Annotated in this window: 10 protein-coding genes; 5 read left to right on the top strand and 5 right to left on the bottom strand. The window is 68.9% G+C overall.

The features are described from left to right. The first annotated feature begins 107 nt into the window (after positions 1–107). Both KK7_RS0102785 and KK7_RS0102780 read left to right on the top strand, forming a co-directional pair. Positions 108–452 carry an L-rhamnose mutarotase gene (locus KK7_RS0102785; RefSeq protein WP_010543124.1) on the top strand — a complete coding sequence of 115 codons (345 nt, stop codon included), beginning with the start codon at positions 108–110 and terminating at the stop codon, positions 450–452. 107 nt (positions 453–559) lie between these two features. Continuing rightward, complete coding sequence (locus KK7_RS0102780; protein WP_010543123.1) at positions 560–802, top strand: hypothetical protein; 243 nt, start codon at positions 560–562, stop codon at positions 800–802. A gap of 29 nt (positions 803–831) precedes the next feature. Here the strand turns inward: KK7_RS0102780 and KK7_RS20010 are convergent, their stop codons facing one another. From KK7_RS20010 to KK7_RS22800, 5 genes are all read right to left on the bottom strand, one after another. Beyond that, on the bottom strand, positions 832–1,602 hold the full coding sequence (locus KK7_RS20010) for a class I SAM-dependent methyltransferase (RefSeq protein ID WP_010543122.1): 771 nt from the start codon (positions 1,600–1,602) through the stop codon (positions 832–834). Beyond that, on the bottom strand, positions 1,599–2,726 hold the full coding sequence (gene prfB, locus KK7_RS0102770; RefSeq protein WP_029622701.1) for a peptide chain release factor 2: 1,128 nt from the start codon (positions 2,724–2,726) through the stop codon (positions 1,599–1,601). The genes KK7_RS20010 and prfB overlap by 4 nt, the downstream gene beginning before the upstream one ends. Before the next feature lie 81 nt (positions 2,727–2,807). Beyond that, positions 2,808–5,309, bottom strand: coding sequence for a penicillin-binding protein 1A (locus KK7_RS0102765; RefSeq protein WP_029622699.1), 2,502 nt, complete (start codon positions 5,307–5,309; stop codon positions 2,808–2,810). Positions 5,310–5,374: 65 nt separating this feature from the next. Beyond that, a complete protein-coding gene (locus KK7_RS20005; RefSeq protein ID WP_010543119.1) occupies positions 5,375–6,373 on the bottom strand; it encodes an N-acetylmuramoyl-L-alanine amidase family protein in 999 nt (332 codons plus the stop codon). Positions 6,374–6,506: 133 nt separating this feature from the next. Further along, positions 6,507–6,788, bottom strand: coding sequence for a hypothetical protein (locus KK7_RS22800; protein WP_157999974.1), 282 nt, complete (start codon positions 6,786–6,788; stop codon positions 6,507–6,509). Here KK7_RS22800 and KK7_RS0102755 point away from each other — a divergent pair. The 3 genes from KK7_RS0102755 (at position 6,781) to KK7_RS0102745 (ending at position 11,684) form a co-directional block, all read left to right on the top strand. Beyond that, positions 6,781–9,438 carry an Rne/Rng family ribonuclease gene (locus tag KK7_RS0102755; RefSeq protein WP_010543118.1) on the top strand — a complete coding sequence of 886 codons (2,658 nt, stop codon included), beginning with the start codon at positions 6,781–6,783 and terminating at the stop codon, positions 9,436–9,438. The two genes, KK7_RS22800 and KK7_RS0102755, sit on opposite strands and share 8 nt — an antisense overlap. Before the next feature lie 105 nt (positions 9,439–9,543). After that, complete coding sequence (locus KK7_RS0102750) at positions 9,544–10,920, top strand: M48 family metalloprotease (protein ID WP_010543117.1); 1,377 nt, start codon at positions 9,544–9,546, stop codon at positions 10,918–10,920. After that, positions 10,920–11,684, top strand: a complete 765-nt coding sequence (locus KK7_RS0102745) for a DsbA family protein (RefSeq protein WP_010543116.1) — start codon at positions 10,920–10,922, stop codon at positions 11,682–11,684. Before KK7_RS0102750 ends, KK7_RS0102745 begins: the two co-directional genes overlap by 1 nt. Positions 11,685–11,821 lie beyond the last annotated feature (137 nt).

The following is an 11,821-nucleotide window of genomic DNA, read 5'->3' as shown; positions in this document are numbered from 1 at the left end:
GGGGAGGTACGCGATGCGCACCGATCGGAAAAGCGGAGATGCGGAACAAGGCTTGTCCCCCGGCAGGCGGCGGCTATGCAGGCGCTCCCCCGTGCCGGAGCCCTGCCATGCGCCATGTCCTGTTGCTCGACCTGAACGATGATCCCGACGCGATTGCCGCCTACCGCCACTGGCATCGGCCGGGAGGTCCACCCGCGGCCGTCACCAGGTCGATCCGCGACGCGGGCATCGAATCGATGGAGATCTGGCACGCCGGCGACCGGCTGGTGATGGTGATGGAGACCGGCCCCGCCTTCGATCCCGAGGCCAAGCGCGCGAACGACGCCGCCGATCCCGACGTGCAGGCCTGGGAGGCGCTGATGGACGGCTTTCAACGCCGCCTCGCCTTTGCCGAGCCTGGCGTGAAGTGGGTGCCGACCGAACAGATCTTTGCGCTCGCCGACCAGCCCTGAGCCGCGTTCGTGCTCGGTGCGCGACGGCTTTCCTGATAGGGTTCGGGGAAAGCACGCGCGCCGCGTGCGTTCACCCCTGCCTGGACGCTGAACGGAAGGACCGCCGAATGACCGCCAATCCCCCGCGCGAGCGCACCGAGCACGAACGCCGCGTCCACGCCGCGAACCGGCAGGGGACGCTGCCGCGCGAAGGCCGGGTGGATGCGCTGGCCGGTCAGGACCGGGACGGCATTCCGATGACCGGCGAAGAGGACCCGCTGGTGGAGGTGGAAGGCTTCAGCGACACGGTATGCGACTTCGCCGCCAGCGAGCGGGGCGACGATGCCGAGCCCGAGGCGCATCCCAGCTGAACCTCCCGTCAAGCAACGGTGCGTGCGCGCTATTCGTGTGCGCCGTTGGGCTTGGGCGTTACCGTGGGCGCATGCGCGCCGGACTTGCAGGCGCGAATCGTCTCCGGCTCGGGGCGACCGCCGCTCGCCTCGAACACCGCCATATAGCCGCCGGCGGACGCCATCGGCCGGATCGACACCTGCTTGTAGCCGACCGCCGCGAACTCGCACTTGAGCAGCGCCGGCGGCGTGCCGTGATTCTCGGTCGGGCGATCGGCATCGACCACGACTACCTGGCCCCCCGGCGCCAGCGACGGCCGCAGCCGCCACAGGAATTCGTAGGGCGATTCGATCTCGTGATACATGTGGACCATCAGCACGCGGTCGAAGCTGTTCTCGGGCAGTCGCGGATCGGCGGGCAGGCCCAATCGCACGCTGACATTGTCCAGCTTCTCGCGCACCACCCGGGTGGCGAGCTGGCTGATGTAATCGGGGACGATGTCCTCGGCGACGACCCGGCCCTTGGCTCCCACGCGCTGACCGAGGCGGATCGTGTAATAGCCTTCGCCCGCGCCGATATCGGCGACGGTCATGCCGGGCTTGATCCCGGCCAGGTCCATCACCTTGGCGGCCTCGTTCAGCCGGTCACGCTCTTCCTCGCTCGACCAGCGCGAGGATACGATCGTCGCTACCGGCCGGTCCGCGGCCGGAAAGCCGGTGTTGGACGATTCCCGGGTGACGTTGCCCGGCCCCCGCGGGCTGCCGTCGCATGCTGCGAGCAGCAGCGTCGCGCCGAGCAGCAGGGGCCGCGCCAGGGTCAATCGACATCCTCCACCACGACGGCTTCGCCCGTCACGCGCTGTGCTAGCGCGGCGGCCATGAAGCTGTCGAGGTCGCCGTCGAGCACGTCGCTCGGCGCGGTGGAGGTGACGCCGGTACGCAGGTCCTTCACCAGCTGGTACGGCTGGAGCACGTAAGAGCGGATCTGGTGGCCCCAGCCGATATCGGTCTTGGTGGCGTTGACCGCGTTGGCCGCCGCTTCGCGCTCGGCCAGCTCGCGCTCGTACAGGCGGGCGCGGAGCTGGTTATAGGCCTCGGCGCGGTTTTTGTGCTGCGAACGCTGGTTCTGGCACTGCACCACGATGCCGGTCGGCAAGTGGGTGATGCGCACCGCCGAATCGGTGGTGTTGATGTGCTGCCCGCCCGCACCCGAGGCGCGATAGGTGTCGATGCGCAGTTCGCTCTCGTTGATCTCGATGTCGATATTGTCGTCGATCACCGGGTAGACCCAGACGCTGGCGAAGCTGGTCTGGCGGCGCGCGTTCGAATCGAACGGGCTGATGCGCACCAGCCGGTGCACGCCGCTCTCGGTCTTGGCATAGCCATAGGCGTTCTCACCCTTGAACAAGAGCGTCGCCGACTTGATGCCCGCCTGTTCGCCGGCGTGATAGTCGACCAGCTCCACCTTGTAGCCGTGGCGCTCCGCCCAGCGCGTGTACATGCGCTGGAGCATTTCGGCCCAGTCGTTCGATTCGGTGCCGCCGGCGCCGGCGTTGATCTCGACATAGGTGTCGTTGGGATCGGCCTCGCCCGAGAGCAGCGCCTTGACCTTGTCGGCATCGGACCGCTCGGCGAGTGCACGCAGGCTGGCGGTGCCGTCGACCGCCATTTCCTCGTCGCCCTCGGCCTCGGCCATCTCGATCAACTCGACGGTGTCGTTCAGCTCGCTCTCGATCGCGCGGGTGGCGCTGATCGATTCGTCGAGGCGACGGCGCTCGCGCATCACGTCCTGCGCCTTCTTGGCGTCGTTCCACAGCGTCGGATCCTCGACGCGCGCGTTCAGCTCGTCGAGGCGGCGCAGCGCGCGGTCCCAGTCGAGCGAGCGGCGCAGCAGCGCGAGGGCCGCGTTGATCTTGTCGACATATGCCTGCGCTTCAGCGCGCATGTTCCAAACCTTCCGAAGTAACCGCCGGCCGCACCACGGACGATGCGGCGATCTTTAGCCATATAGGGTGCGGACGCTCCGCTAGTAGATTCCGCCCTGTTGTTGCAAGAAGTCGCTGTCGCTCTGGCGCTCGGCCTTGCGCTGCACGGGGGCCGCCGTGACGGGCGCGGCTTCGGCATTGGCGGTGCGCCGGGTGCGGCGCGGATCGCTGTCGGGGCGGAACGCTTCCCAGATCACCGGCGCCAGCGGATCGTCGGTCGGCCAGCCGCCCTGCACCGGCCGGCCGCTGCCGCGATCGATGCGCACCATGCGGATGCCCGGCGGCGCCCGGAACGGCAGCGGGTCCAGCCCTTCATAGGCGGGCACCGCGAATTCCTTGAAGATGGGTGCTGCGATCACCCCGCCCTGCGCATAGCCGCCGAGGTTCGAGGGATTGTCGTAGCCCAGATACAGGCCGCCGATCATCTGCGGGGTGCCGCCGACGAACCACACGTCGGTGGGGCCGGTGGTGGTGCCGGTCTTGCCCATCATCGGCCGGTTCAGGTCGCGCAGCACGGTCGCGGTGCCGCGCTGGATCACGCCTTCGGTGATGTGGACCATCTGATAGGCCACCATCGGATCGATCAGCTGCCGGGCGCGCACGATCGGGCGGGGCATCGGCTTGCCGTCCCAGTCGCGGGCGTTGCAGCCCTGGCAGGCGCGCCAGCCGGCGGGGAAGATCACCCGGCCGCGGCGATCCTGGACGAAGTCGATCAGCGTCGGGTTCAGCGCGCGGCCCTGGTTCACCAGGATCGAATAGGCGTTGACCATCCGCAGCACCGTCGTCTCGCCCGCGCCCAGCGCGTAGGAGAGATAGGGCGGCAGCCGGTTCTTCGAGACGCCCAGCCGCTGGATCACGTCGACCACCTTGTCCATGCCGGTGGCGTTGGCGATCTGGACCGTCATCAGGTTGCGCGACTGTTCGATGCCCCAGCGCAGCGTGCGCGGGCCGGCGCCACGGGCATTGCCGAAGTTGCGGAAGCACTTCTGGCCGAGCCCGGCGCCCTGCCACACGCAGAACGGACCATCGACCACGATCGAGGCCGGCGTCATCCCGTTCTCGAGTGCGGCGGCATAGACGATCGGCTTGATCGTCGATCCCGGCTGGCGGGTCGCCTGGGTGGCGCGGTTGAATGGCTGGAGCCGGGAATCGAAGCCCCCCTGCATCGCGAGGATGCGGCCGGTCGCGGGATCCTCGACGACCATGCCGCCGGAAATCCGGGGGATGCTGCGCAGGGCCCATTGGCCGCCCTCGGGCGCCACGGCGAGCACGTCGCCCACCTTGATCGCATCGAAGGCACGGCCACCCTTGCCGCGGATCGGCATCTGCGCCGCGCGCTCGGGCATGGTACCGGTCTCGCCATCGTCGAAGCCGAGCTGAACGCTGCGCGTATCCCGCGCGATCACCACCGCCGCGCGCCAATTGTCGTAATCGACGCCGATGTTCCTGGAGGCGAAGGCCGAATACCAGCCGTCGCCATCGAACGCGACCTTGGCAAGCGGGCCGGACCAGCCGCGCCCGCGATCGAACCGCAGCAGCCCGTCGCGCAGCGCACGCTGGGCATAGGCCTGGAGCCGCGGATCGAGCGAACTGCGCACCCACAGTCCGCCGCCATAGACGCTGTACGGCCCGTCCTGCGGGTTTTCGCCGAAGGTGCGGGCGAGCTGGCGGCGCACTTCCTCGACGAAATATCCGCCCACCCGCTCGAAACGCGGGGTTTGGCGCGGCACGGTCCCGAGCGGTGCGGCCACCGCCGCGTCATGCTGTCCCTGGTTGATGAAGCCGTTGCGCAGCATCTCGCCGAGCACCCAGTTGCGGCGATCGAGCGCGCGCCGGGTGTTGCGGTCGGGATCGTAATTGGCCGGCCCCTTGGGCAGGATCGCCAGATAGGCCATCTGGGCGAGCGTCAGCTTGTCGAGCGGCTTGCCGAAATAGGCGTCGCTCGCCGCCGCCACACCGCCGGAATTGCGCCCCAGCTCGATGGTGTTGAGGTACAGCTCCATGATCTGCGGCTTGGTGAGCGTATCCTCGATCCGCCAGGCGAGGATCGCCTCCCGCAGCTTGCGGGTATAGGTCGCCTTGTTGCCGACCGCGATGTTCTTCACCACCTGCTGGGTGATGGTGGAAGTGCCGCGCGGGGTCTTGCCGCGGATGATCCCCTCGCCCGCGGCGCGCACCAGGCCGGGGAAATCGAGCCCGTGGTGCGAGAAGAAGGTGCGGTCCTCGGCCGCCATGAAGGCGCGGACGAGCAGCGGCGGGAACTCGTTGTAGCTGAGCTGCACGCGCCGCATCTGCGCATAGGCGTGGATCGGCGTGCCGTCGGCCGAGCGGACATAGCTGGGCAGCTGCGGCTCGTAGCGGCGCAGCGTGTTGACCGAGGGCAGATCGCGCGCGACGAGCAGCCACAGGGCGAGCACCAACAGCCCGGCGAGCAGCGCCAGCACGGCAAGGATGCGGAACCACCAGCGTCGCCGCAGCCGGGCCCAGCGGCCGGGCACGCCTTCTCTGCGCTGGGGAGTATCGGAGGGGACGCCGTCGGCCATGCGGCGCGCGGTGTAGCACCTTTTCGGGCGGAGGAAAGGGAGCGGTGCCCGGCGCTTGCCCCGGCTCAGCGCGTCGCGAGGAAGATTTCGGTCGCCCGGCGCACCGCAGCGGCGAGCCGCGCGCGCCCTTCCGGCGAGGTGAGCGCCGTCGCGTCGGCCTCGTTCGAGACATAGCCGAGCTCGAACAGCACCGAAGGCATGTCGGGCGCCTTGAGCACCACCAGCGCCGCCATTCTTCGCGGGCGGGCGTGGAGATGCATGACAGGCGCGACCTCGCGGGCGAGCAGATCGGCATAGCGCGCAGAGACGCCCATGGTGCGGCGCTGGGCGAGGTCGATCAGCAGGGAGGCGATATCGGCGCGCTCGCTGCCCAGATCGATGCCGGCGATGAGGTCGGCACGGTTCTCGCGCGCCGCCAAGCGCGCCGATTCCTTGTCCGACGCGACATCGGACAGCGTGTAGAGCGTACCGCCCGAGGCAAGCGGATCCGCCGCGCTGTCGCAGTGGAGCGACAGGAACAGCGCCGCACCCAGCCGGCGACCCATGTCGGTACGCTGCTGGAGCGGTACGAACGAATCGTCCTCCCGTGTCATCGCCACCCGAACCCGACCGGAAGCGAGCAACGCGTCGCGGATCGCCTGCGCCGCCGCCAGGGTGAGCGCCTTTTCGGTCGTGCCGTCGACGCCGGGAGCACCCGGGTCGCGCCCGCCATGGCCCGGATCGAGCATCACGAGCGGCAGCCCGGCGGCGCCCCGAACCTTCGGCAGCGGACCGCCGGCTGCGGCGACGGGCGCGGGCATCGCCAGGCTCACGCTGTAGTCAGGACTGCGCCACGCGAAACGCAGCGCACCCGTCTCACCCGCGGCGGGCACCGGCACGACGACCGCGCCGTCCTCGACGCGGAGCCGCGCGACCGCGTCGACCCAGCCGGGCAGACCGGTCGCCCAACCGGCGAGCAGAAGCAGGATCCACGACACGGCCGCCGCTATGCCGTGCGCGCCGCCACCCGGTCCAGCCCGGAAATCCGCGATCACCACCTTGGTTAACCGGATGCTAATCGCCATCTGCGAAAGCGACGGATCGAAATTCCCCGAAATGCTTTGTGGCGGCCGGGGGATGATATCTTGCCCATGCTCCCCCGGTTGCCGCAACGACATAGCGGTGCTAGGCAGGTTACGCTTCCGGCACTGCGCCGGATCAGGCCCGCGACGCTTCTTTGTCGCGACAGTTCAGGTTGACGTTCGCATGAGGCAATTTCCCCACCGTCCGCATCGCCAGGCCCTTGCGGCCGGCAGCGCGGCGATGGTGGAGCAAGGGGACCGCTGGTCCGCTCGTGCCCGTGCAGCAACAGCAGTTTTTGAAACCCGCGCCACCCGAATCGGCCTTGCCGGCCGCCGGGTGCGCTTCTTGTATCGCGCGCTCGCGCCCCATTCCTTCGAGGAACTGTGCCGGCGCGCCCGGAGAATCATAAATGACCATGCGTATGCTGATCGACGCACGCCACCGGGAGGAAACCCGCGTGGCCGTCGTCAAAGGGAATCGAATCGAGGAATTTGACTTCGAGTCCGCTGAGCGCAAGCAGCTCAAGGGCAATATCTATCTCGCTAAGGTGACCCGGGTCGAGCCGTCGCTGCAGGCGGCCTTCGTCGATTACGGCGGCAACCGCCACGGCTTCCTCGCCTTCTCGGAAATCCATCCCGACTATTACCAGATCCCCAAGGAAGACCGCGAAGCGCTGCTGCGCGAAGAGGCCGAGCATGCCGCGCAGGAAGCGGCGTTGCGCGAAGCCGATGGGGAAGACGACGACGATCACCACGATCACGACCATGACGACCATGAGGATGGCGTCGAGGTCGTTGAGCGCCCGCACGACGACGAGGAAGTCTCGGAGGGCGAGGACGCGCCCCAGGGCAACCGCCGTCGCCGCGGCCGTGGCGGCAATGGCGACGAGGCCGAGGCGCTGCGCCAGCGCCGCATGAACCTGCGCCGCCGCTACAAGATCCAGGACGTGATCCGCCGGCGCCAGGTGCTGCTGGTCCAGGTCGTCAAGGAAGAGCGCGGCAACAAGGGCGCGGCGCTGACCACCTATCTCAGCCTCGCCGGCCGCTACTGCGTGCTGATGCCGAACACCGCGCATGGCGGCGGTATCTCGCGCAAGATCAACTCGGCTGCCGACCGCAAGCGCCTCAAGGGCATCATGGCGGACCTCAAGCTGCCCGCCTCGATGGGCTGCATCGTCCGCACCGCCGGCCTCCAGCGCACCAAGACCGAGATCAAGCGCGACTTCGACTATCTCGCCCGGCTGTGGGACGAGATCCGCGAGCGCACGCTCACCTCGTCGGCGCCCGCGCTCGTCTATGGCGACAGCGACCTGATGAAGCGCGCGATCCGCGACATCTACAATCGCGACATCGACGAGGTGATCGTCGAGGGCGAGGAAGGCTATCGCCAGGCCAAGGACTTCATGAAGCTCCTGATGCCGAGCCATGCCCGCAAGGTGCGCCAATATGCCGATGCGGTGCCGCTGTTCCAGCGTGCCGGCGTCGAGGACCAGCTGGCCGCGATGTACCACCCGGTGGTGCAGCTGAAGTCCGGCGGCTATCTGGTGATCAACCCGACCGAGGCGCTGGTCTCGATCGACATCAACTCCGGCCGCTCGACCCGCGAACACAATATCGAGCAGACCGCGACCGCGACCAACCTCGAAGCCGCCCAGGAAATCGCCCGCCAGCTCCGCCTGCGCGACATGGCGGGCCTGGTCGTCATCGACTTCATCGACATGGATCATTCGTCCAACGTCCGTAAGGTCGAGAAGGCGATGAAGGAGGCGCTGAAGAACGATCGCGCCCGCATCCAGGTCGGCCGCATCTCGCCCTTCGGCCTGATGGAAATGAGCCGCCAGCGCCTGCGCACCGGCGTGCTCGAAGCCTCGACCCGCACCTGCCCGCATTGCGAGGGCACCGGCCTGGTGCGCACCGCCTCTTCGGCGGGCCTGTCGGCACTGCGCATGATCGAGGACGAGGCCGCCCGCGGCCGCGGCTCGCAGATCCTGCTGCGCGCCAGCCAGGAAGCGGCCTTCTACGTGCTCAACAAGAAGCGCGGCGAGCTGGCCGAGATCGAGGACCGCTACGGCGTGATGATCGAAATCGCAGCGGACGGCGAGCTGGAAGGCGCGCGCATGACGGTGGAGGCCTCCGGCCCGCCGCCCGCCTATGCGCCCAAGATCGAGCCGCTGCTCGAGGAGCCGGAAGAAGACTTCGTCGAGGAGATCGAGGAAGAGGAAGAAGAGGTCGAGACCGAGGCGGAAGCCGAAGCCGCCGAGCCGCGCGAGCGCGGCGAGCGCCAGGAGCGTGGCGACCGCGACGGCGAAGGCCGCAGCAAGCGCCGTCGCCGTCGTCGCGGTCGCGGGCGCCGCGGTCGCGAGGAAGGCGGCCAGGACGAGCAGGGTGAAACCGAAGGCACCGAGGGCGACGCCGACGAGGCCGAGACCGAGGCCGATACCGTCGACGCCGATGTCGAGGCTGCTGCCGAAACCGAGGAAAGCGCCGCCCAGCGCGAGGAAGGCGAGCGCAATCGCAAGCGCCGCCGTCGCGGCCGTCGCGGTGGTCGTCGCGGTGCCGGCGAAGAAGGGGCCGAGCAGGCCGCCGACGATGCCGGCGAGCCGGCGGAAGCCGAGGCCGACGCCCCGATCGCGACCCCCGAGCCCGTCGCCGAAGCAGCTCCTGCGCCCGCAGCCGTAGAGGCTGAGGCGGAAGCACCGGCCAAGCCGAAGCGCACCCGTCGCAAGAAGGTCGATGCCGAGGCCGCACCGGTCGAGGCGGCGCCTGCCGCGTCCGAGGCACCCGCCGAGGAAGCACCGGCCAAGCCCAAGCGCACCCGCCGCAAGAAGGCGGATGCCGAAGCCGAGGCGAAGCCCGCCGCGGCCGAAGCACCGGCCGAGGAAGCGCCGGCCAAGCCCAAGCGCACCCGCCGCAAGAAGGCGGACACGGCAGCCGAGGCACCGGCGGTGGAAGCGCCGGCCGCTGCCGAGGTAACGCCCGCCGAGGAGGCCCCCGCTGCCGAGGCAGAGGCGCCGGCAGAGGAAGGCCAGCCCCGCCGCGGCTGGTGGCAGCGCACCTTCGGCGCCTGAGGAAGATCCCCGGCGCGGCTTGCTCGCCGCGCCGGGGCTTTCAGTGTCGGTTCAGGGCCTTATTGCCAGGGCGGCCCGTTGAATTTGCCCCGGGGAGTTTCGATCATGGCGCGCATCCACCGACTGGCCACGCTGCTCGCGATGCTTTGCCTCGCATCGTTCGCATCCCGCCCCGCGATGGCGCAATCGGTGCTCCGCGACGCCGAAACCGAGGCGCTGCTGGCCGACATGGCCAGGCCCCTGTTCACCGCCGCCGGACTGAACCCCGCCAACGGCAAGGTGGTGCTGATCGCCGATCCGTCGATCAACGCCTTCGTCGCCGGCGGCCAGATTGTCTACATCAATGCGGGCCTGATCGACGCGGCGGATAGCGCCAATCAGGTCCAGGGCGTCGTCGCCCACGAAATCGGCCATATCGTCGGCGGCCATGCCGTGTTCCAGCGCGACGGCGGCTATGGCAACATTTCCATCCTCAGCCTGCTGCTCGGTGCCGCGGCGATGGCGGCCGGTTCTGCCGAGGCCGGCACGGGCATCCTGATGGCCGGCCAGCGCGCCGCGATCGGCAAGTATCTCGCCTATAGCCGGGTGCAGGAATCCTCGGCCGACGCGGCCGGGGTCCGCTTTCTCAACACCGCCGGCATCAGCGGCAAGGGGATGCTGGGCTTCTTCGACAAGCTGACGCAGGAGATGCACCGCTACGGCTATTACGCCACCGATCCCGAGGTGGATCCCTTCGCCCAGACCCACCCGATGTCGCAGGATCGCGTGCAGACGCTGAAGGCCGATCTCCAGGGATCCCCCAACTGGAACAAGCCGCTCGATCCCGATCTCGAGCGCCGCTTCAAGCGCGTCCAGGCGAAGCTGCGCGGCTATACCAACGATCCCAAGAAGACGCTGCGACTCTATCCCAAGGCCGACAATTCGATCCCGGCGCATTATGCGCGTGCCTATGCCTATCATCAGTCGGGCTATCCCGAGCAGGCCGCCGAGGAGACGGCGGCGCTGGTCAAGCTGGCGCCGAACGACCCCTATTTCCTCGAGCTGCAGGGCCAGATCCTGCTCGAATCCGGCCAGCCCCAGGCGGCGCTGGACCCGCTGCGCAAGGCGACCCAGCTCTCCAACAACTCCCCGCTGATCGCGAGCACCTTCGGCCACGCGCTGGTCGCGACCGAGGACAAGGCGAACCTGAACGAGGCCGAGCAGGTGCTGCGCGATTCACTGACGCGCGACCGGGACAACCCCTTCGCCTGGATCAACCTCGGCACCGTCTATGATCGCAAGGGCGACGAGCCGCGAACCGCCCTCGCCACCGCCGAGCGGGCCAACCTGATCGGCGACGCGCGCACCGCGATGGTCAGCGCCCGTCGCGCGATGGGCGGCCTGCCCCAGGGCTCGCCCGAATGGATCCGCGCGCAGGACATCGCGATGGTCTCCGAACAGGCGATGAAGGACGACAAGCGCAACAAGGGACGCGGCCAGTAATGAATCGCCCGAATCTGTTCTTCGGCGGGGCGCTGCTCGTCGCCGCCCTGCTCGGCGGCCTCGCCGCGCTGGCGCTGCAGGCGCTGCTCCCGGGTATCGGCGGCGACAAGGCACAGGTGGAGCGCATCGTGCAGACGTATCTGCTCGAGAACCCCGCCATCCTGCGAGACATGATGGAGCGGCTGCAGCAGCAGGAAACCGCGGCGGCGCAGAAGGCGCAGGAAGGCGCGCAGGCCGCCGTGCCCGCGGTGCTGCCCGCGCTCACCACGCCGTTCGGCAGCGCCTGGGCGGGCAATCCCGATGGCGACGTCACCATAGCCGTGTTCATGGACTATGCGTGCGGCTATTGCCGGGCCAGCCTGCCGGCGCTGGCCGAACTGATCGCCAAGGATCCGAACGTCCGCGTCGTCTATCGCGAATATCCGGTGCTGGGCGAGGCGAGCGTGGTCGCCGCGCGCTTCGCGCTGGCCGCCGCGCAGCAGGGCAAGTTCCGCCCGTTCCACGACGCGCTGTTCGCCAGCGGCGGGCCGAGCAACGCCAGCATCGGCGCGGCACTCGCCAAGGCCGGGCTCGACCCTGCCGCGACGGAAAAACTGGCGGCCAGCCCGGCGATCGCGAAGGAGATCGAGGCCAATCACCAGCTGGGCGCGAAGCTGGCAATGAACGGCACGCCGGCCTGGGTCGTCGGCAAGCAGATCCTCTACGGCGCGCGCGACTATTCCGCTCTTGCCGACGCCGTCGCCGCCGCCCGCAAGACGAAGTAGGAACCAGCCTTCCCGCCGCGTGCGCATTCTCCCGCCGCAGGGGAAGGAACCACTTGAGAAGAAAGGGCGAGGTTCCACACCTTGCCCCAGGATGAACGCCACCCTAGCTAACAGGCTCCTTCCGGCCGGGGCTCCAT

It is taken from the genome of Sphingomonas elodea ATCC 31461 (genome assembly GCF_000226955.1).
Classification (GTDB): domain Bacteria; phylum Pseudomonadota; class Alphaproteobacteria; order Sphingomonadales; family Sphingomonadaceae; genus Sphingomonas; species Sphingomonas elodea.
This window is presented reverse-complemented; position numbering and strand designations above follow the sequence as displayed.

Excerpts from the sequence above, each read along its gene's own strand:
- KK7_RS0102765 (WP_029622699.1), bottom strand. The coding sequence starts at position 5,309 with ATGGCCGACGGCGTCCCCTCCGATACTCCCCAGCGCAGAGAAGGCGTG.
- KK7_RS0102785 (WP_010543124.1), top strand. The coding sequence starts at position 108 with ATGCGCCATGTCCTGTTGCTCGACCTGAACGATGATCCCGACGCGATT.
- KK7_RS20005 (WP_010543119.1), bottom strand. The coding sequence starts at position 6,373 with ATGGCGATTAGCATCCGGTTAACCAAGGTGGTGATCGCGGATTTCCGG.
- KK7_RS0102750 (WP_010543117.1), top strand. The coding sequence starts at position 9,544 with ATGGCGCGCATCCACCGACTGGCCACGCTGCTCGCGATGCTTTGCCTC.
- KK7_RS0102745 (WP_010543116.1), top strand. The coding sequence starts at position 10,920 with ATGAATCGCCCGAATCTGTTCTTCGGCGGGGCGCTGCTCGTCGCCGCC.
- KK7_RS0102780 (WP_010543123.1), top strand. The coding sequence starts at position 560 with ATGACCGCCAATCCCCCGCGCGAGCGCACCGAGCACGAACGCCGCGTC.
- KK7_RS22800 (WP_157999974.1), bottom strand. The coding sequence starts at position 6,788 with ATGGTCATTTATGATTCTCCGGGCGCGCCGGCACAGTTCCTCGAAGGA.
- KK7_RS0102755 (WP_010543118.1), top strand. The coding sequence starts at position 6,781 with ATGACCATGCGTATGCTGATCGACGCACGCCACCGGGAGGAAACCCGC.
- prfB (WP_029622701.1), bottom strand. The coding sequence starts at position 2,726 with ATGCGCGCTGAAGCGCAGGCATATGTCGACAAGATCAACGCGGCCCTC.